The sequence below is a fragment of the Buttiauxella sp. BIGb0471 genome (assembly GCF_024807715.1).
In the GTDB taxonomy this organism is placed as follows: Bacteria; Pseudomonadota; Gammaproteobacteria; order Enterobacterales; family Enterobacteriaceae; genus Buttiauxella; species Buttiauxella agrestis.
In genome coordinates this window covers 290,671-309,591 of the sequence record NZ_JANUEU010000004.1, presented here as the reverse complement: position 1 = coordinate 309,591, position 18,921 = coordinate 290,671, and the positions used below count along the sequence as shown (strand labels likewise).

Sequence of the window (18,921 nt, the reverse complement as noted above, 5' to 3'; positions counted from 1 at the left end):
AGTGAATAAAACTGCTTTTAGGTTAAATAAAAGTTACAAGCTGGATTTATGTGCTGAATGATTGTGACGCTTTGTTTTCTCCTTCTCCTGGGGGAGAAGGTTGGGATGAGGGCGAGCCATCGAAACATACCACCCTCACCCCCGCCCTCTCCCTGAGGGAGAGGGGGATCAACTATGTGTTTTACCCGGCATTCTCGGGTCGTCTTTGTATTGTGCGGTGGCAATCCACGCGGCACAAAACAGCGTCAGACGGGCGAAGAAGTAGAAGAACGCCATCAAACCTAAAACGGAACCAAATGCAGCGCCAGACGGTGAACTGACCAGTTTTGGCAGGCTGTAAGTCATGATGATTTTGATAACCTCAAAACCAATTGCCGCAATCAATGTGCCGCGAATCAGTGCTTTCTTGCGTGGGCGGTGGCGCGGAAGACGCCAGAAAATCCAGAAGAACAATAGGTAGTTAGCAAAAATAGAGATCGCTAACCCGACTAAATGCCAAACCGGTTTTAACCATTCGATACCGTCGAGATGCAAAAGAGTTATCAGGAATGCCTGGGCTGAACCGGCAACCGACGTGATAGAAAGCGTCACAATCAGCGCCACCAACAAACCAATTAGCGACACTAAATCACGCAGATACTTTACCCAAAATTTCTCCTGATCTTGTGGGTTCCTTTCCCACTTTTCCCGCGACTGAGCACGCACTGCTTCACGCAAATTGCCCATCCAGTTAATACCGGAATAGAGCGCAATCAGCAGGCCGACCAGGCCAACCGTTGTACGCTGTTGCACCGCAGTATTGATGGTGTTCTTCAGCGTGGCGGCAAGTGTCGGCTCGCTAACGTTGGTGAGGATTTTTTCGAAAATCTCTTCGAGCAGTGTGGGGTGTGAGGCGAGGATATAACCGGCGGCGGCGAACGCTACCATCAAAATCGGGATCAGTGACAGGAATGAAAAATAGGTGATGGCGGCACCAAACTGATTGCCCATGCGGTCATTAAACCGCTCGGTGGCACGTAAAAGATGCGCGACCATCGGGCGTTTCGCAGCTTTATTGACACCGGCAATCGTATGATTAACCGTCTCATTTTTTGTCTTGATATTGACCAACGGCTCCGATTCATCGGGGTTCTCAGGCGCGGCAGGCTCGGGTTTAGGTTGCGTCTGAAATTTGGCGACAGGCTCATAATCGAGCGATTCAGTTGGGCGTTTCTCGCTATTATCCGATGTAGTCATCAGGTTATTTTTTCCTTTAGATAAAACAAGCTCTTCACGAAATTATAGCCTGGTGCTAATCGACATACCCTTTAACCAATCCCGTCAGCCACTCCATAAACAAATGAACGCGACGCGAAAGGTTACGACGATGCGGATAAAGCAGCGAAACGGGCATCGGTTCGGCGCGATATTGCGGCAGGATCTCCACCAGTTTTTTACTCTTAAGCAGGTCTTTTACACCGATGCGTGGCACCTGAATAATCCCCAGCCCGGCCAGGCACGCAGCCTGATATGTCTCCGTGCTGTTCACGGTTATCACGCCACCCGTTTTTATCCAGCGGGTGTTTTTGTCCTGCCACACTTCAAACCCCTGCGGGCGGCTGCCGAGATTGAGCGCGTAATGCACGACGGCGTGCGAGGCTAAATCATCGAGGTTTTCCGGATAGCCAAAACGCGCCAGATAATCCGGGCTGGCGCAGTTAATTAAGGTGAGTTTCCCTAGTGGTCGCGCCACCAGGCCCGAGTCTTTGAGCTGCCCGACGCGCACCACGCAGTCGAAACCTTCGCGCACCACATCAACCATGCGATCGCTGCTGCTGAGTTCAAGTTCAATGCCAGGATATTGCTGCAAAAATGCCGGGAGCCTCGGGATAACGAGGTTTTTAGCCACGCCAACGGGCATATCCACGCGTAATCGGCCGCTGACACTTTTGGGATCCTGCAAAAAAAGCCCGTCCAGCTCGTCGAGATTCGCCAGCAAGTCACGACAGCGCTCGTAATACACCATGCCGTCTTGTGTCAGCTGCACTCGCCGAGTCGTTCGATGTAATAACCTTGTTCCTAGCATGCTTTCTAGCGCCTGAATCTGGCGCGATACGCTACCTTTAGGAAGGCCCAGAGTATCGGCGGCGCGGGAGAAACTCTCCAGTTCTGCCACTCTGATGAACAGTTGCATTGCGTGTATTTTATCCACTTTATTTCCGCATTGTTGTTGTGAGTGAAACAGTGATGCGCAACCAGCACTCTTTATTGATCTTGTAGCAGCTAATAAGCTTCACCTCAATCACCTGACAGCCATCAAAGGGGCAAATCATGAGTCAACCAATCGCATTAGTGACCGGCGGCAGCCGTGGATTAGGTAAAAACGCAGCATTGAAACTGGCTGCTCGTGGCGTGAACATTATTCTGACTTACAACAGCAAGCAGCAAGAAGCGCGGGATGTGGTCCGTGAAATTGAGCTAATTGGCGTGAAAGCCGTGGCAATTCAATTGAATGTCGCCGAAAGTGCGGGTTTTGCTGCGTTTGCCAAGGAAGTGAAGCAACAACTGCACGACGTATGGCAACGCGATTCTTTTGATTATTTATTGAACAATGCAGGAACTGGCCTTGATGCGCTGTTTGAAAAAACAACAGAAGAACAATTTGATGATTTAATGAACATCCATTTGAAGGGACCCTTCTTCCTGACCCAACACCTGTTGCCACTGATTAAAAACGGCGGGCGCATCCTCAACGTTTCTACCGGCCTGACACGTTTTGCGCTGCCGGGCAAAGCGGCTTATGCCGCGATGAAAGGCGCAATGGAAGTGCTGACTAAATACCAGGCCAAAGAGCTGGGAGCGCGTGGGATTTCGGTAAACATTATTGCGCCGGGTGCCATCGCAACTGATTTCGGCGGCGGAGTGGTGCGCGACAACGAACAGGTTGCCAATGCTATTGCGGCGCAAACTGCGCTGGGGCGCGTGGGGCAGCCGGATGATATCGGCAATGCGATTGCGGTACTTCTCAGCGATGAGAGCGGCTGGATGAACGCGCAGCGCATTGAAGTTTCCGGCGGCATGTTCTTATAAGGATATCCAGGTTTGATGCCGGATGACGCTGCGCTTATCCGGCCTACAAGACCGTCGTCGTAGGGTGGATAAGCGCCAGCGTCATCCACCGTGTTTTATTTAAATTCTTTGCGCAGCAAACCGAAAATCCAGTCGTCCTGCCAGACATCGCCCAGATAATAGTTTTCTCGCAGAACGCCTTCCTGCTTAAAACCCACCTTTTCCAACGTCTTTTTAGAACCGATATTCCCGACGGTAACTGTCGCGGTCAGCCTGCGCATTCGGCACTTTTCGAACGCAAATTTGCATACCGCATGAAGCGATTCAAATCCGTAGCCCTGCCCGTGAAACGCGGGATCAAGAATAAAACCCACTTCCGCCATCTCGTCATCACTGCGCACAAAACCGGTGAAACCAATTGGCACGCCGCTGTGTTTATCGCGCATAACAAGGCAAAGCCAGTGGCGGCTGTGAATTTCCCAGCGCACCAGACGAGCATTAAAAATTTGGCGAACCTCAGCTTCCTGTCGATTATCTGAAACATAACGCATCACGTCGGGGTCTTGCTGCAAGCGCAAGAATAATGGCCATTCTTGTTCGGTAATTTGCGTTAGATTGAGTCTGGAAGTCACGAGTGGAAACATGGTTTTTAGTCCACGATAAACAGCGTTGCGCCGATAGCCGTTGATGAACGATGTGGTTCGGCGTTATCCGCCACCTGATAACTCATGCCGGGTTTTAAGGTAAACAAGCGCCCATCTTCCAGCTCAGTCTGTAACTCTCCCGCCAGGCAAAATAAGACATGGCCTTTCTGGCACCAGTGATCCGCAAGATATCCGGCGGTGTATTCCACCATGCGTACCCGGATTTCCCCAAACTGTTGTGTGCGCCACAACGCTTTCCCGGTGATGCCCGGATGTTCGGTGGGGGTGAGTGTGGTCCAGTCGGTCGTATTAAAAGGCAGGTCAGTAATGCGCATGGTTTTCCTTATTATTTTTGCAGGTGTCCTTTAATTGATATCAGCAAAAAAATAACGGCGCCATATTTAAGCGCCGTTATTGAGAGTTATTTCCAGTGTGATATGTCATCCGTCGTCAGCCCAATATCTTTTAATTGTTCTTTGCTCAGCCCCTTTAAAGTGCGCTCTGTCTGGCGCAGTAACCTTCTTTGGCGGAAATATTGGTAAATCATCACAAAGCCATAAAAAGGACGGCGTGGTCTGTTTTCTTCAAAGCCCATGGTGTTGCTCCTCATCGTGTCGATGGGAACAATCATGCGCCGCCATACAGATCGCAGGCAGACGCAAATATAACTTTTATTTAACATACAGACGCGCTAAAACAAGATCTGAGTGGGGAATTGTTCGCCATTCTGTACTGGTTTTTCCGTCTGTATGGTGAATTGAGAGGATACAGCATGACGCGCTACCAACATCTTGCCACTTTGCTGGCAGAACGCATCGAACAAGGGTTGTATCGCAGTGGAGAACGCCTGCCTTCGGTGCGCAACCTGAGTAGCGAACACGGCGTCAGTATCAGCACCGTACAGCAGGCTTATCATATTCTTGAAGACCGCCAGCTTATTTCTCCGCAACCACGCTCCGGCTATTTTGTTACGCCGCGCAAATCATTGCCGCCAGTGCCTGCGTTGACTCGTCCTGCGCAACGTCCGGTAGAAATTACACAATGGGATGCGGTGCTTGAACAACTCACCGGCAGGGAAGATGGCGGCAGCATCGCGTTTGGCAGCGGATTCCCGGACGTGACCCATTCAACGATTAAACCGTTGTGGCGTGAAATGGGCCGTATTGTGCAATATCAGGAAGCCGAAGTTTTGGGCTATGACTGTATTAACGGTAAGCGCGTGCTGCGCGAACAAATTGCACGTCTGATGCTCGATAGCGGTTGTGTCGTCACGCCGGATGACATTGTGATCACCACCGGCTGCCATGAAGCCCTGTCGATTGCGATTCGTGCGGTGTGCGAAGCGGGAGATATTGTGGCAGTTGAGTCGCCTTGTTTCCACGGTACCATGCAAATGCTGCGCGCGTTTGGCGTTAAAGTGATTGAAATACCAACGGATTCTGAAACAGGGATCAGTGTTGAGGCGCTGGAGCTGGCGCTGGAACAGTGGCCGATTAAAGCGGTGATTTTGGTTCCTACGTGCAACAATCCGCTCGGGTTTATCATGCCCGATGCGCGTAAAAAAGCAGTGCTGAATCTGGCGCAACGCTTTGATATCGCCATCATTGAAGATGATGTTTACGGCGAGCTGGCGTATGAATATCCGCGCCCGATGACAATAAAATCGCTCGATGTCGATGGACGCGTGTTGCTGTGCAGTTCGTTTTCCAAAACGTTAGCGCCGGGTTTGCGCGTGGGTTGGATTGTGCCGGGCCGCTATTTTGACCGCGCGATGCATATGAAATATATCGTGACCGGCAGCACTACGACCTTTACGCAAATGGCGGTCGCTGAATTTGTGCGTAACGGCCATTACCATCGCCATCTGCGGCGTATGCGCCAACACTATCAACGTAATCTCGACATTTTCACCTGCTGGGTGCGCCACTATTTCCCGTGCGGTATCTGCGTTTCTCGCCCGCAAGGCGGTTTCCTGATGTGGATAGAGCTACCGGAACACATTGATATCGTGCCGATTATTGAAACACTGCGTGAGCACAATATTCGCATTGCGGTGGGGTCATTGCTTTCCGCTTCCGGGAAATATCGCAACTGTATGCGCCTGAACTACGCGCTGCCATTCAATGATGCGACCGAAACCGCGCTGCGAAAATTGGGTGAGGTGATCAGCGATATTTTTGAAAATGGTTAATTTCACTGGTCTTTTATCGCCATTGCTTCCACTCCGGCTACGCTAACATTCTGTGCAATGGCGTCGTGACTCGCGCCTTATTCAAAAAGGAAAATCATGACCAGCACTGCACAGTTGCTGATGCGGGAAAAGTTCGAGACTTGCCTGAGTGTGATTCGCCAGGCGTCATTGCAAATCCTGCCACTTCTCACAATCAAAGCCGCCGAAGGGAAAGATCCCCAATGGTTTTTTCAACAGCTCGGACAGGCCAGACAGGTGCTTGGAAGCTGGATGGCGGTGGCAAAACGCTTAAATCTTAATGACGCCGAAATCTCGCATTTCACGCTGTTGCTGCGCCATTTGCAGCAGCTGGTGCCGGAGTATGAAAGCGGCCAGGAAGTCAGTCACAATCAGCTCATCGCGGCGTTACGTTTTGTCAGTTATCTCGAGCATGTGCGGGCAAAGCAGCCGCTGCTCGGTTATTTGAGTGAAATTGAAAGTAACGACGACGCACGGCAGCAGAAAGCGGCTCGCCAGATGTGCGCGCTGGAGTTGATGCTCAAAGGCCTGGTCAATCAAAGCTACCCGAGCCAGGCGAATCTGGTGCATAAACTCAAATCGCAATTTGGCGCAGATTGCGTGCGCCGTTGGCTGAAGAATGGCGATCGGGGCGATATTGTCAGCGGAATGCGTTTTAGTGAGTTGGCATTAATGGTGGTTGATAAAAAAGAGTACGCCAACCATTACGCCGGATTGTTTCAGGACTCCACACACCTGAGTTTGCTCATTGATCTACGCAAAACGCTGCAAACTTTTCTCGATGATGTACGCGAAATTCGCAACGACCTGGTGGCGCAAAAGACATTAACCTCGGTACAGCTTGCTTTGCTTGAGAGTTATCACCAGGAAAGCACGGCGGCTATTCAGCGGGCGTTTGATGAAGGGCGAGCGAAAGTGAACCCGGCGGCATTGCTGGCGTCAGAGGATGCCGCATTGCAGGATTATCTCGCCAAGGCGCGCAAAAAATATCAGGCCATGGGCCGCGATAGCGAAGAAGTGCGTGATGCCATCGAACGCCCCGACTCACACAAAGCCAAAAGCAAACAGGACACTGGCGAAACCTTGCGCATGGTTCTGTGGTGCGTGGCGGGTATTACGGTGATCAGTGCGGCTATTTTCGCTATGTATTATCTGAGCGATGTCACCAATAAGCCTGCCGTGGCGCAAAGCACTCCGGCGAAAATCACGGAACTGGATTCGCTTCCGGAAACGGAAAGCGCGCGTGAGAAGCTGGCAAATATTGGCATCACCTGGGACGAGGGGAATTTGCGCTCGGCCATTGAGCGCGGAGATGCCACCGTGGTGCGTCTGTTTATGTTAGGTGGCATGAACTGGAAAGTGTATTTCACCGAATCTGCGCTGGCGGGAGATTACCGCGACGCGCTTAATATTTTGCTGCAATACCGCTCGCAGATGGACGAGGAGCGTCCGTGTCGGCGCATGGTGAGAACCCTTAGCCAGGCGATGAACGACGGGCAAAATCTGACTTCACTGCGCAAACAATTCCTGCAAAATTTTTGCACTTCACCTGGAACCGTCAAGCGGCAGAAAGAGGATTTGGACAGAGCGAAACTGCGACTGGATGCGCAGCAACAGCGTAAAGACGAGCAGGGAATTGCCGAGGAAAAACGTGCGGTTGATATTCAGCAGGCCATTTATAACGCGATGCGGTGAGGAAAAGCTCACCGCATTACGTCGTAAAAATTTATATCCCAAATAATTTGAGCTGCATCAAGGCGGCAAGGGATATTACCACCAGGCTTCCCACATCGCGCCGACGTTGAACGAATCAAGCTGGGTATTTGGCTCGCCCGCGACACGCGTGGTGTGGTTGTTATCCACCTGACCGCCAGTGACGTAGAAACGCAGCATTGGTCGGAACTCTGGTCCCATCGCGATGGAAATGTTCTGTGAGAGGGTGAGTTTCCAGCCTTTGTTATCACCGTCGTTTTCGTAATCTACGCGCTGATAACCCGCTTCAAGCCACGTGGAATGTATGTCGTTCCAGAAATACATCGGACGAACAATAGCGCCGTAGTTGCGGCGGTTATCCTGGGTCAGATCATCATTGTCGTAATCGTGGAAGGCGAGCAGATATTCAATCTGCGCTTGTTGAGTGAACTTATAGTTCCCCTCGAAGCTGGCATAAACGGTGTGCAGGCCATTGGTTTTGTTATAAACGCTGTTGTCTGAATGGTCAGAATAACGGGTGATAATTTTGTTCACCCCATTGTCGCCGGTGTGGCTTAACACCACGGCGGCCTGCCAGGCTTTGGAGCGTTCGTCGCTGTCGATGGCTTTGGAATCAAAACCATAGTTGGCGTACAGCTCGAAATCAATTGGGCCAAATTTGATGCCGTGCAGTTTTGATGTCGCCGCATAGTTGCCTTTATCACCGGTGCCGGAGCCGCCGGTACACGAGATGCGCGACGGGTTATCACCGTCTTCAATCATTTCAGGGTCACACTGATCTACGGCGGCAACCGCCGCGATATCCAGTTGTGCAAAGCCGAGATCGAGGCTTTTCACCCCCGCACCTTGCCCATCGTGGTTCATCCAGAAGTAGTCGTTGATGCCTTGTTGCGGGCGCTGATGGAAGTCACGACCCGCCCAGAAATAAGCATTTGGCTGTGCTTCAAAAAGATTAGTGACGCCCGCATAGGCTTTTTTCAGGTTAACTTCATCGCCCCAGTGGTCAATCATCACGCCGATATCCCAGATGGCCCCGTTATCGGCTTTAATGATTTTGGTGAGCTGGAATTCACCGCCGTTGCCTTCGTTACCTAAACGACCAATTGCGGAGGAGCCGTTATAGGAACCGTCAACGCCAATGTATTTTTGATCGCCTGCCTGGAAATGCGCACCGTAACGGGCATAACCGGTGAATTTCAGCCCCAACGGAACAGACATATCTGGCGTAGTGGGAACCTGAGGCGTAACCAGGGTATCGGTTCTTTTAAGTCGTGCCGCTTCTATTTTCGCATCGCGGTCGGCCAGGGCTTTATCCACCGCTTTCGCCACGATTTGGTCAATTTGTTCCTGAGTCATTGGCTCTTGTGCGAGTACAGAAATTGGGCAAAGCGCGGCGATAACCGCCATTGTTAATGGAAGCTGTTTAATTAATTTCATTATAATCTCAATTTAGTAATTTATTTTTTCAGACAATAAATATCCTGTTCAGGGTTAATAGAGAAAACTCTATTACCCAAACATATTTATCTTTATTTATACTTTCATCGGATTGGACTTAATTAAAAATATTTACGTAATGGTCTCTCCCTGCCAGAGGTAATATTATTTTTTTTACGTAATGCTTAGCGCTGATATAAATGAATGATTTCGTTTGAAAGCTCACGCGCTAACATTGATGTCATCAGGTGATCCTGAGCATGCACCATAATTAGCGTCATAGGCTGTTTGGCTTCGCCTGCATCTTGCTCAATCAATTTGGTTTGCATTTTATGAGCTTCGCGCGCGTAACCATCGGCTTCCAGTAATAACAGTTTGGCTTCTTCAATATTTCCTTGTCGTGCAGAATGCAGTGCTTCAAAACACAAACTGCGCGACTGCCCGGCATTCATAATTATTTCCATTACGGCTTCTTCTAATTCAATCATCATTAATTCCAGAGTTATTAGACGGCGGTTATTAATTGCTGATAGCCGTTTCTGTCAGAGGTGAACGTGCTTCATTTTCTGCTGCAGTTTTCTGCAATGAACGCTCGTAAGCGCGCAGGAATGGCAGATAAATTATGGTAGAAACGACCATGCAAATTACACACATCACGACCGGGCTAAAGGCCCAGTTTGTTGCCCACGATGCGCCAATAGGTGCCGGAGTTGTCCATGGAGTCAGCGAGACGACTTGTGCCAGCCAGCCCAGTTTAGTTGCGGTGTAAGCCAACACGGCGTTGACCATTGGGACGCAAATAAACGGAATAAACAGCAATGGGTTCATGATAATTGGTGCACCGAACAGAATCGGTTCGTTGATATTAAAGAAGCTTGGAACGATGCCCATTTTCCCGATGGTACGCAGGTGCGTCACTTTGCTGCGCAGCAATAAGAAGGCGAGTGGTAATGTTGAACCGACGCCGCCAATGAGCAGATAGTGATCCCAGAAACCTTGCAGATAAATATGTGGCAATGCGGTTCCCGCAGCCAGTGCTGCCTGGTTTGCTGCCAGGTTTGTCATCCAGAACGGGTTCATGATGCCGGTGACAATCAACGAGCCGTGGATACCAGAGAACCAAAAAATCTGGCACAGCAACACGGACAATAAAATGGCGGGTAAGGAATCGGATGCGGAAACCAGCGGTGCCAACAGGTGCATAATCGCTTGCGGCATAATCATGCCGGTTTGCGCTTCGATGAATAAGTTCAACGGATGCAGCGTGCCGATAATGACGACCACCGGAATCAAAATTTCAAACGAACGTGCAACGCCAGTTGGCACTTCTTTTGGCAGGCGAATGGTGATTTTGTTTTCTTTAAGCCAGGCATAAATACGCGTGGAGTAAATCGACGTAATCAGCGCGGTGAAAATGCCCTGGCCTGAAAGGTACTGGGTAGAGATTTTGCCATCGGCATACGGTGCTGCAACCAGCAAAAATGCCATAAAGGCCAGCAGGCCGGACATCACCGGGTCGAGATTAAACTGTCGCCCGAGACTTGCGCCAATGCCGACTGAGATGAAAAACGTCATCACGCCCATGCTCAGGTTAAACGGCAGCATCAGCTGTTCACGGTAAGTCTGAGAGAAATCCAGCCATGCACGAGCAAAACCGATAGTGGTATCAGCGGAGAACGGCGGGAATATAAACACCAGCATAAAAGAGCCAATAATCATGAACGGCAGGGCTGCGGTGAACCCATCACGAATCGCGATCACGTACTTTTGTTGCCCCAGACGACCCGCCAACGGAGTGATGGATTGCTCAATCACCGTCACCATGGATTGATATAGCGAACTCATATGAATAACCCTTTTAGTGAGCCGCGTCGATAAGCGACAGAGCATAATCCAGCACTTTATCGCCACGCTGCATGCCGTAATCCATCATGTCGATGGCCTGAACCGGAATACCGTGAGAGGCGGTTTTTTCTGAAAGCGTGCTTAACATATATTTTACCTGTGGCCCGAGCAGCACCACCTGATAACGCGGGAACTGCACATCAAACTCAGCCACGCCGTAAGCCTCTATTTCTACAGGCATTCCTCGTTCTTCAGCCACTGTCAGCATCTTTTTAACCAGCAGGCTGGTGGACATTCCGGCGGAACAACACAACATAATCTTGACCATTAACACTCATCCTCAAAATGTAAATAAAGTATTGCGGAAATGATTTGATACTTTATGGAAACCGTTTTCCATCCGTAGCAAACAGATCTGTGACACCCATCAAGATCCCGTCTTTATCGGCATTACTTATTGGATCGTCATCACAAAATTGTTTGGTGAATGTATCGTTTGGACATCATGTGGAAAATCGGTTTCCATCAAAAATGGAAACGACTATACTGAAATTGGCTACAATCTGAGCCGAAGTTGTATTCAGGACAAACAGGCATGAATCACAGCCTGATAAAGGAAAATGATGTCTACAATCAATGATGTATCGCGTTTAGCTGGGGTTTCTAAAGCCACAGTATCACGGGTGTTGAGTGGATCTCGCGGAGTGAAGGAAGCAAGTCGCCTGGCCGTGCTGAAAGCGGCTGAGGAGCTGCGTTACCGTCCAAATATGATTGCGCAATCACTACTCAGCCAGTCTACCGGCTGCATTGGCGTGATTTGCGCGCAGGAAAATATCAACCAGACCACGGGTTATCTTTACGCGCTGGAGAAACATCTTAGCCAACATCAAAAACACCTGCTGCTGCGTTTTGCGAACAGTAAAGCGGAGGTCATACATGCTCTTGATGAGCTGACCTGTGGGTTGTGTGATGACGTGCTGATTATCGGCGCACGTTTCCCGCTCAATATCGACCAGGAGAATGTCATTCTTGTCGATTGCGTGGATGTTGATTCCAGTAACAGCATTAATTTTGATCACGCTTTTGCTGCTGAAACGGCCTGTAATTATTTGATTAAACAGGGAAGAAGGCAGATTGCGGTCATCAACCCTGATTCCTGCGGGTCGGTTGATCAAATTCTGTTGGGTTATAAGCGCGCGCTGGAAAACAATTTCCTGCCCTTTAACCGCAACCTGATATTTATGGATTCAACGTCTTCATCTGTTGCGCTGCAAGTGCTGCTCAATAACAGCACCACATTGAATTTCAACGCGTTATTAGTTGCTGATGAGCAGGAAGCACAGCGCATCATTCCGCAATTGCAGGCGTTTAATAAATCTGTTCCGAAAGACATTATGGTGTTTAGCCTGGCGGGTTCACTGCATCTGCCGGGTATTCCAACCATTCCCGCCATTGAATATTCAATGGATGCGATGGCGGCAAGAATCGTGACATGGTTGACCGAGAAAACCCAAAGTGCTTTGGGGTCGAACGTACTGCGTGGGGATTTGATTATTCCTGACATGGCGGGCCGGAAATAAAAAAAGCCATACCCGGCAAGGGTATGGCTTAGTTATTAGTATTTAATATCTCGCGCTTCTTCACGGCCATTTTGCTTGCTTTGGCGCTTATCCTGGCGGCAATCACTGTTGCTTTTGCTATCGTTCACCACACATTCACGCTTGTCATGACGTGAGTCCTGACGGGTATCCTGGCGAACATCCCTTGCCTGGCGGCGTTGCTGGCCTTGTTCTGTGGCGTAAGCATTGTTGATGGAAAGCGTGGAGAACATAAAAATGCCCGCCATAACACCCATGATTATCGAAGATTTACTTTTCATAAGAGGCACTCTGCAAATATAAAATTTCAAATGAATACAATCTGAAGAGTATAGATGTGGCGGTTGCATCTGAATGTAACCAAATCAGTTAAAATATAATTAAAGTTAGATCTGGAAAGGTTTTATAACGCAGGTGTATGAAAATTAATGAGTTGGTGTTTTTGATTATTCGAGCTTTATTAAAATGTCCGTAATAAATAAAAAGACTGCGAAATCTAAATTTCGCAGTCTTTTTTAATTCACTTTTAATTCACTATCTCATAGTAACGAATTCTTCCGAACCGGTCGGGTGAATAGCCACTGTATTATCAAAGTCTTTCTTAGTCGCACCCATTTTCAGTGCTACTGCAAAGCCTTGCAGCATTTCATCCATGCCGTAACCGATGCCGTGAATACCAACGATTTTCTCATCCGGGCCAGCGCAAACCAGCTTCATGCGGCATGGCTGGCGGTGCGAAGTCACGGCGGTATACATCGCGGTGAAGGACGATTTGTACACTTTCACGTTGTCGTCGCCGTATTGCTCACGCGCTTGCGGTTCGGTTAAACCAACCGTGCCGATTGGCGGGTGGCTGAATACGACGGTAGGAACGTTGCTGTAATCTAAATGCTCGTCCGGCTTGTTGTTAAACAGGCGCTCTGACAGGCGACGACCCGCAGCAACGGCGACTGGTGTCAGTTCGACGGCTCCGGTGTTATCGCCCACGGCATAAATGCCCGCAACGCTGGTGTTCTGGAATTTATCGACTTCGATATAGCCTTTGGCGTTGGTTTTCACACCGGTTGCTGCCAGGTTGAAGTTGTCGGTTTCCGGCTCGCGACCAATCGCCCAAATCAGGCAATCTACGGTTTCAGAGCGGCCATCTTCCAGTTGCAGCGTCAAACTACCATCGGCATTTTTAACCACCGCTTTCGGCACCGCTTGCGTGTGCAGCGTTGGGCCTTCGGTGTTAATCACTTCCAGCAGCGTTTCGACGATTAACGGGTCAAAAGTACGCAGTGGTGCGTGTTTACGCACAAACAGATGCGTCTCTGAACCCAGCGCGTTGACCACGCCTGCGATTTCAACCGCGATATAACCCGCGCCAACAACCGCGATGCGTTTTGGCAAAGCAGGAAGCGCGAAGAAGCCATCGGAATTAATACCGTACTCAGCACCTGGAATTGACGGGCGGCTTGGGCGGCCACCGGTGGCAATCAGGATGTGGTCTGCGGTGATGGTTTCGCCGTTCACTTCGACTGTGTGCGCATCGACAAATTTCGCAAAGCCGCGAATCACATCAACGTTGTTTTTACCCAGCACGTTGTCATATGAGGTGTGGATGCGGTCGATATACGCGGTGCGGCTGGCGATCAGTTTGTCCCAGTCGAATTTATTCACCGTGGTATCGAAACCGTAATCCGGGCCGTAGTTGTGGATAGCTTCGGCGATTTGCGCCGCGTGCCACATTACTTTTTTCGGTACGCAACCCACGTTTACGCAGGTACCGCCCAGCTCTTTCGCCTCAATCAGTGCGCATTTCTTTCCATACATCGCCGCACGGTTAATGGAGGCAATACCGCCGCTGCCGCCGCCAATGGCGAGGTAGTCATAATGTTTGGTCATGATGTTTCCCTAATGAGTCGAAAAATATTCGCGATTGTAGCGCGCCGAGAAAATGGTTCCACCGATAGCTGCAATAGCCGTTACTCAGGCACAACCCAGCTCAATGTGGTCGAACCGTTGCCTGATGGCACCAGGGTTTTATGCAGCCACGGCAGTACATTAGCCATTTGCTGCTCCAGTTTCCACGGTGGGTTGATAACAATCATGCCGGAGGCAGTCATGCCACGGCGGTCGCTATCAGGCAGTACGGCCAGTTCGATTTGAAGAATGCGGCGAATGCCCGTTTCTTCCAGCTCGCGCAGCATGCGTTTGATTTGCTGACGCATAACCACGGGATACCACAGGGCGTAAGTCCCTGTCGCAAAACGCTTATAGCCATCGTTGATGCCTGTCACAACGGCCTGGTAGTCAGTTTTAATCTCATACGGTGGGTCGATAAGAATCAGACCACGACGCGAAGCTGGCGGCAGTTTGGATTTAAGCTGGGTGTAACCATCCGCACGTTCAACGCGAGCGCGATTGTCTTTCTGGAATTCAGAACGCAGCAGCGGGAAATCTGACGGGTGCAGCTCGGTCAGTTGCAGGCTGTCTTGCTCGCGCAGAAGCTGGCGGGCAATCAGCGGAGAACCTGGGTAATAACGCAGTTGGCCGCTGTGGTTGTAGGCTTTCACCGCACCAATATAGGCTTCAAGTTCCGCAGGTAAATCATCGTGTTGCCAGATGCGAGCGATCCCTTCCAGATATTCACCGGTGCGCTCTGCGTGCTCGCTGCTCAGTTTGTATCGGCCTGCGCCTGCATGAGTATCCAGGTACAGAAAAGGTTTTTCCTTCTCTTTTAAGGATTCGATGATCAGACTTTGAACGGTGTGTTTCAGTACGTCGGCGTGGTTGCCGGCGTGAAAGCTGTGGCGATAACTGAGCATGGCTTGCAGGGTTTCCAAAGACAAAAGAAGAACAACTATTCTGCACAGTATACAGCCTTATGCTCACCGCCTGGCATTGAAATTAGCTAAACTAAGCCTCATGTTAAGAAGATTGCTTTTGTAGCGCATTACGCGCTCCACTTCTCCGATATCAGGAACCGCGCTTATGACTAATCCATTGCTGACCCCTTTCGATCTGCCGCCGTTTTCCGCTCTTAAACCTGAACATATCGTGCCAGCCGTGCAGCAAGCGCTGGATGATTGCCGTGCGAAAGTCGAAAGCGTGGTAGCGCAAGGCGCGCCTTATAACTGGGATAATCTTTGCCAGCCGCTGGCAGAAGTGGACGATCGCCTGGGCCGCATCTTCTCGCCTGTCAGTCATTTGAATTCGGTGCAAAACAGCGCGGAGCTGCGTGAGGCTTACGAACAAACGCTGCCGCTGCTGTCTGAGTACAGCACCTGGGTTGGGCAGCACGAAGGGCTTTATCAGGCGTATCGCAACCTGCGCGATGGCGCGTTTTATGCCGATCTGAGCGTGGCTGAGAAAAAAGCTGTTGATAACGCACTGCGAGATTTCGAGCTTTCTGGCATCGGTTTGCCGCCAGAAAAACAGAAGCGCTATGGCGAAATCGCTGCGCGCTTGTCTGAACTGGGTTCGACCTACAGCAACAACGTGCTGGATGCGACCCAAGGCTGGACGAAACTGATTACTGACGAAGCGCAACTTTCTGGTATGCCGGAAAGCGCACTGGCGGCGGCACGCGCTCAGGCCGAAGCTAAAGAGCAAGATGGCTGGCTGCTGACGCTGGATATCCCAAGCTATTTGCCAGTGCTCACTTACTGCGACAACCGCGAACTGCGCGAAGAAATGTATCGCGCCTATGCGACTCGCGCATCGGATCAAGGCCCGAATGCAGGTAAGTGGGACAACACGCCAGTGATGGAAGAAATTCTGGCGTTGCGTCATGAACTGGCTGAGCTGCTGGGCTTTGGCAACTACGCGGAAAAATCTCTCGCCACTAAAATGGCAGAAAACCCGCAGCAGGTGCTCGAGTTCTTAACCGATCTGGCTAAACGCGCGCGTCCGCAGGGCGAGGCTGAACTGGCGCAACTGCGCGCGTTCACGCAAAAAGAATTTAACGTCACCGAGCTGGAACCGTGGGACATCACCTATTACAGCGAAAAACAGAAACAGCATCTGTACAGCATCAGCGACGAACAACTGCGCCCATATTTCCCGGAAGATCGCGCTGTAAACGGCCTGTTTGAAGTGGTGAAACGCATTTACGGTATTACCGCGAAAGAGCGCAAAGACATCGACGTCTGGCATTCGGATGTGCGTTTCTTCGAGCTATATGACGAGAAAAATGAGTTGCGTGGCAGCTTCTATCTCGACCTGTATGCCCGCGAAAACAAACGCGGCGGGGCGTGGATGGATGATTGCGTAGGCCAGATGCGTAAAGCTGACGGTTCGCTGCAAAAACCTGTCGCTTACCTGACCTGTAACTTCAACCGCCCGGTCAATGGCAAACCTGCGCTGTTTACTCATGACGAAGTGATCACGCTGTTCCATGAGTTCGGACACGGTTTGCACCACATGCTGACTAAAGTCGAAACGGCGGGTGTTTCCGGTATCAACGGCGTGCCGTGGGATGCGGTCGAGTTGCCAAGCCAGTTTATGGAAAACTGGTGCTGGGAGCCGGACGCGCTGGCGTTTATCTCCGGCCATTACGAAACCGGTGAACCGTTGCCAAAAGAGTTGCTGGATAAAATGCTGGCGGCGAAGAACTACCAGGCAGCGCTGTTTATTCTGCGCCAGCTGGAGTTCGGCCTGTTCGACTTCCGCCTGCACGCAGAATTCAACCCGGAGCAGGGCGCGAAAGTGCTGGAAACTCTGGCTGAAATCAAGAAGCTGGTTGCGGTTGTGCCATCGCCAAAATGGGGTCGTTTCCCACACGCGTTTAGCCATATCTTTGCTGGCGGTTATGCGGCGGGTTATTACAGCTACCTGTGGGCGGATGTGCTGGCGGCAGATGCGTTCTCACGTTTTGAAGAAGAAGGCATTTTCAACCGTGAAACCGGGCAATCATTCCTTGATAACATCCTGACTCGTGGCGGTTCAGAAGAGCCAATGGAGCTGTTCAAACGCTTCCGTGGCCGTGAACCGCAGCTCGATGCGATGCTGGCTCATTACGGCATCAAGGGCTAATTCATTCTGTGAAAATCTGTTTATTAACTGAAGCAGGCGCCGACTCCGGCGCCTTATCACTTTTGAGCGAGCGCTGGGGTCTTGTACACGATGAAGATTCCCTGATGGCGCTGGTTTTGACGCCTGACCATCTCGAATTGCGTAAGCGCGACGAGCCAAAACTCGGCGGCATTTTTGTTGATTTTGTCTCGGGAGCGATGGCGCATCGCCGCAAATTTGGCGGTGGGCGTGGCGAAGCGGTGGCAAAAGCGGTTGGCATCAAAAGCGGCTATCTGCCGGACGTTGTCGATGCGACAGCAGGGCTTGGGCGCGATGCGTTCGTGCTGGCGTCTGTAGGCTGCCGCGTGCGGATGCTGGAGCGTAATCCGGTAGTGGCGGCGTTGCTCGACGACGGTTTACGCCGTGGTTACCAGGATGCGGAAATTGGCGGCTGGTTGCAGGAACGTTTGCAGCTGATTCACGCTTCAAGTCTGACGGCGTTAAGCAATATTACGCCGCGCCCGGAAGTGGTCTATCTCGATCCAATGTTCCCGCATAAGCAGAAAAGCGCGCTGGTGAAGAAAGAGATGCGTGTGTTTCAGTCGCTTGTGGGGCCAGACGAAGATGCAGATGGTTTGCTGTTGCCTGCGCAAAAGCTGGCGACAAAACGTGTGGTGGTGAAACGCCCGGACTACGCGCCGCCGCTCGGTGGCGTGGAAACGCATAACGCAGTGGTCACTAAAGGCCACCGGTTTGATATTTATTCGGGAACGGCAATCGTGGAATAGAACACCCCTCACCCCGACCCTCTCCCTGAGGGCGAGGGGGAAACCATACTATTCCCTCTCCTGGGGGAGAGGGTTAGGGTGAGGGCTTAAACGTTCTAAACTTAGTCTTCGTCTTCGTCGCGCAGTGGAACAATCAGCATATCAACGTGAACGGTGTTGATCAGCTGACGTGCTGAAGACATCAGTTTGCTCCAGAAATCCTGGTGGTGCCCGCAGACCACTAAGTCCATATCGTACTTCTTAATGGCATCTACCAGAACCTGGCCCAGATCGCCGCTACCGCTCAGGGTTTCAGTGATCGGATAACCTGCGCCAGTCGACAGCTCGCTCAGTGCGTTATGAGTTTCTTCAGAAATGCGTTTTTGCATATCGCCAAGATTTACATCGATCAATCCGGTATAGAGATCGGAGTAATTTACATCGACATGAATCAGGGAAACCTTCGCGTTGTATGGGCGAGCCATAGAAACTGCTTTTTCCACCAGTACTTTGCTCTCCGGGGAGAGGTCTACCGCGATTAGAATGTGTTTGTAAGACATAATTTTACTCCTTCCATAAGTTGTCGATGACCAGCCTGGTCGGATAACACAATGCGCTGCATCTGTGCCATCCGCGTCTAAAGACCTAAATTGTAGATGATA

19 protein-coding genes are annotated in these 18,921 nt (G+C 50.7%); 6 read left to right on the top strand and 13 right to left on the bottom strand.

The window, feature by feature from the left end; all coding sequences use genetic code 11:
• Window positions 1-168: 168 nt before the first annotated feature.
• Both yhjD and M2371_RS15280 read right to left on the bottom strand, forming a co-directional pair.
• Complete coding sequence (gene yhjD, locus M2371_RS15285; protein WP_259268089.1) at window positions 169-1,236, bottom strand: inner membrane protein YhjD; 1,068 nt, start codon at window positions 1,234-1,236, stop codon at window positions 169-171.
• A gap of 55 nt (window positions 1,237-1,291) precedes the next feature.
• Window positions 1,292-2,191: a LysR family transcriptional regulator gene (locus M2371_RS15280; protein ID WP_259268088.1), complete on the bottom strand. Its 900-nt coding sequence runs from the start codon at window positions 2,189-2,191 to the stop codon at window positions 1,292-1,294.
• Window positions 2,192-2,310: 119 nt separating this feature from the next.
• Here M2371_RS15280 and M2371_RS15275 point away from each other — a divergent pair, with 119 nt between their 5' ends.
• A complete protein-coding gene (locus tag M2371_RS15275; RefSeq protein ID WP_259268087.1) occupies window positions 2,311-3,069 on the top strand; it encodes an SDR family NAD(P)-dependent oxidoreductase in 759 nt (252 codons plus the stop codon).
• A gap of 95 nt (window positions 3,070-3,164) precedes the next feature.
• On the opposite strand, the gene M2371_RS15270 is transcribed toward M2371_RS15275, so the two are convergent.
• The 3 genes from M2371_RS15270 to M2371_RS15260 form a co-directional block, all read right to left on the bottom strand.
• Window positions 3,165-3,692 carry a GNAT family N-acetyltransferase gene (locus M2371_RS15270; RefSeq protein ID WP_172892888.1) on the bottom strand — a complete coding sequence of 176 codons (528 nt, stop codon included), beginning with the start codon at window positions 3,690-3,692 and terminating at the stop codon, window positions 3,165-3,167.
• Between the two features lie 5 nt (window positions 3,693-3,697).
• Window positions 3,698-4,027, bottom strand: a complete 330-nt coding sequence (locus M2371_RS15265; RefSeq protein ID WP_034499596.1) for a DHCW motif cupin fold protein — start codon at window positions 4,025-4,027, stop codon at window positions 3,698-3,700.
• 86 nt (window positions 4,028-4,113) lie between these two features.
• Complete coding sequence (locus M2371_RS15260; RefSeq protein ID WP_172892890.1) at window positions 4,114-4,287, bottom strand: DUF1127 domain-containing protein; 174 nt, start codon at window positions 4,285-4,287, stop codon at window positions 4,114-4,116.
• A 177-nt stretch (window positions 4,288-4,464) separates the two neighbouring features.
• Between M2371_RS15260 and M2371_RS15255 the strand changes: the two genes are divergently transcribed.
• Together M2371_RS15255 and M2371_RS15250 are read left to right on the top strand one after the other, a co-directional pair.
• Entirely contained in the window at window positions 4,465-5,883 is a 1,419-nt protein-coding gene (locus M2371_RS15255) for a PLP-dependent aminotransferase family protein (RefSeq protein WP_259268086.1), read from the top strand.
• 96 nt (window positions 5,884-5,979) lie between these two features.
• Window positions 5,980-7,596 (top strand): STY4199 family HEPN domain-containing protein, encoded by a 1,617-nt coding sequence (locus tag M2371_RS15250; RefSeq protein WP_259268085.1) that lies wholly within the window; start codon window positions 5,980-5,982, stop codon window positions 7,594-7,596.
• Between the two features lie 75 nt (window positions 7,597-7,671).
• On the opposite strand, the gene M2371_RS15245 is transcribed toward M2371_RS15250, so the two are convergent.
• The 4 genes from M2371_RS15245 to M2371_RS15230 all read right to left on the bottom strand — a co-directional run bounded on the left by M2371_RS15245 (window position 7,672) and on the right by M2371_RS15230 (window position 11,224).
• The gene (locus tag M2371_RS15245) at window positions 7,672-9,051 is read right to left on the bottom strand and encodes a carbohydrate porin (RefSeq protein WP_259268084.1); all 1,380 of its coding nucleotides are present in this window, start codon (window positions 9,049-9,051) and stop codon (window positions 7,672-7,674) included.
• Window positions 9,052-9,236: 185 nt separating this feature from the next.
• Complete coding sequence (locus tag M2371_RS15240) at window positions 9,237-9,539, bottom strand: PTS lactose/cellobiose transporter subunit IIA (protein WP_147295614.1); 303 nt, start codon at window positions 9,537-9,539, stop codon at window positions 9,237-9,239.
• Window positions 9,540-9,570: 31 nt separating this feature from the next.
• A complete protein-coding gene (locus tag M2371_RS15235) occupies window positions 9,571-10,896 on the bottom strand; it encodes a PTS sugar transporter subunit IIC (protein WP_034499588.1) in 1,326 nt (441 codons plus the stop codon).
• A gap of 13 nt (window positions 10,897-10,909) precedes the next feature.
• Window positions 10,910-11,224, bottom strand: a complete 315-nt coding sequence (locus M2371_RS15230; RefSeq protein ID WP_172892894.1) for a PTS sugar transporter subunit IIB — start codon at window positions 11,222-11,224, stop codon at window positions 10,910-10,912.
• A 295-nt stretch (window positions 11,225-11,519) separates the two neighbouring features.
• On the opposite strand from M2371_RS15230, the gene M2371_RS15225 reads away from it, so the two are divergent.
• Window positions 11,520-12,476, top strand: coding sequence for a LacI family DNA-binding transcriptional regulator (locus M2371_RS15225; protein WP_259268083.1), 957 nt, complete (start codon window positions 11,520-11,522; stop codon window positions 12,474-12,476).
• A 35-nt stretch (window positions 12,477-12,511) separates the two neighbouring features.
• Here M2371_RS15225 and M2371_RS15220 read toward each other — a convergent pair whose 3' ends face one another.
• From M2371_RS15220 to M2371_RS15210, 3 genes are all read right to left on the bottom strand, one after another.
• Entirely contained in the window at window positions 12,512-12,775 is a 264-nt protein-coding gene (locus M2371_RS15220; protein WP_167333350.1) for a hypothetical protein, read from the bottom strand.
• A gap of 253 nt (window positions 12,776-13,028) precedes the next feature.
• Window positions 13,029-14,381 carry a glutathione-disulfide reductase gene (gorA, locus tag M2371_RS15215; RefSeq protein ID WP_259268082.1) on the bottom strand — a complete coding sequence of 451 codons (1,353 nt, stop codon included), beginning with the start codon at window positions 14,379-14,381 and terminating at the stop codon, window positions 13,029-13,031.
• 80 nt (window positions 14,382-14,461) lie between these two features.
• Entirely contained in the window at window positions 14,462-15,304 is an 843-nt protein-coding gene (locus tag M2371_RS15210; RefSeq protein ID WP_034499631.1) for a 23S rRNA (adenine(2030)-N(6))-methyltransferase RlmJ, read from the bottom strand.
• 166 nt (window positions 15,305-15,470) lie between these two features.
• Between M2371_RS15210 and prlC the strand changes: the two genes are divergently transcribed.
• Window positions 15,471-17,513, top strand: coding sequence for an oligopeptidase A (gene prlC, locus M2371_RS15205; RefSeq protein WP_034499580.1), 2,043 nt, complete (start codon window positions 15,471-15,473; stop codon window positions 17,511-17,513).
• An 8-nt stretch (window positions 17,514-17,521) separates the two neighbouring features.
• Complete coding sequence (gene rsmJ, locus M2371_RS15200; protein WP_259268081.1) at window positions 17,522-18,280, top strand: 16S rRNA (guanine(1516)-N(2))-methyltransferase RsmJ; 759 nt, start codon at window positions 17,522-17,524, stop codon at window positions 18,278-18,280.
• 101 nt (window positions 18,281-18,381) lie between these two features.
• Here the strand turns inward: rsmJ and uspA are convergent, their stop codons facing one another.
• Window positions 18,382-18,819 carry a universal stress protein UspA gene (gene uspA, locus M2371_RS15195; protein ID WP_034499576.1) on the bottom strand — a complete coding sequence of 146 codons (438 nt, stop codon included), beginning with the start codon at window positions 18,817-18,819 and terminating at the stop codon, window positions 18,382-18,384.
• Window positions 18,820-18,921: the final 102 nt, after the last annotated feature.

Excerpts from the sequence above, each read along its gene's own strand:
- M2371_RS15260 (WP_172892890.1), bottom strand. The coding sequence starts at position 4,287 with ATGGGCTTTGAAGAAAACAGACCACGCCGTCCTTTTTATGGCTTTGTG.
- uspA (WP_034499576.1), bottom strand. The coding sequence starts at position 18,819 with ATGTCTTACAAACACATTCTAATCGCGGTAGACCTCTCCCCGGAGAGC.
- yhjD (WP_259268089.1), bottom strand. The coding sequence starts at position 1,236 with ATGACTACATCGGATAATAGCGAGAAACGCCCAACTGAATCGCTCGAT.
- M2371_RS15230 (WP_172892894.1), bottom strand. The coding sequence starts at position 11,224 with ATGGTCAAGATTATGTTGTGTTGTTCCGCCGGAATGTCCACCAGCCTG.
- M2371_RS15220 (WP_167333350.1), bottom strand. The coding sequence starts at position 12,775 with ATGAAAAGTAAATCTTCGATAATCATGGGTGTTATGGCGGGCATTTTT.
- M2371_RS15225 (WP_259268083.1), top strand. The coding sequence starts at position 11,520 with ATGTCTACAATCAATGATGTATCGCGTTTAGCTGGGGTTTCTAAAGCC.
- M2371_RS15235 (WP_034499588.1), bottom strand. The coding sequence starts at position 10,896 with ATGAGTTCGCTATATCAATCCATGGTGACGGTGATTGAGCAATCCATC.
- M2371_RS15265 (WP_034499596.1), bottom strand. The coding sequence starts at position 4,027 with ATGCGCATTACTGACCTGCCTTTTAATACGACCGACTGGACCACACTC.
- M2371_RS15245 (WP_259268084.1), bottom strand. The coding sequence starts at position 9,051 with ATGAAATTAATTAAACAGCTTCCATTAACAATGGCGGTTATCGCCGCG.
- prlC (WP_034499580.1), top strand. The coding sequence starts at position 15,471 with ATGACTAATCCATTGCTGACCCCTTTCGATCTGCCGCCGTTTTCCGCT.
- M2371_RS15250 (WP_259268085.1), top strand. The coding sequence starts at position 5,980 with ATGACCAGCACTGCACAGTTGCTGATGCGGGAAAAGTTCGAGACTTGC.
- M2371_RS15275 (WP_259268087.1), top strand. The coding sequence starts at position 2,311 with ATGAGTCAACCAATCGCATTAGTGACCGGCGGCAGCCGTGGATTAGGT.
- M2371_RS15210 (WP_034499631.1), bottom strand. The coding sequence starts at position 15,304 with ATGCTCAGTTATCGCCACAGCTTTCACGCCGGCAACCACGCCGACGTA.
- gorA (WP_259268082.1), bottom strand. The coding sequence starts at position 14,381 with ATGACCAAACATTATGACTACCTCGCCATTGGCGGCGGCAGCGGCGGT.
- M2371_RS15240 (WP_147295614.1), bottom strand. The coding sequence starts at position 9,539 with ATGATTGAATTAGAAGAAGCCGTAATGGAAATAATTATGAATGCCGGG.
- M2371_RS15255 (WP_259268086.1), top strand. The coding sequence starts at position 4,465 with ATGACGCGCTACCAACATCTTGCCACTTTGCTGGCAGAACGCATCGAA.
- M2371_RS15270 (WP_172892888.1), bottom strand. The coding sequence starts at position 3,692 with ATGTTTCCACTCGTGACTTCCAGACTCAATCTAACGCAAATTACCGAA.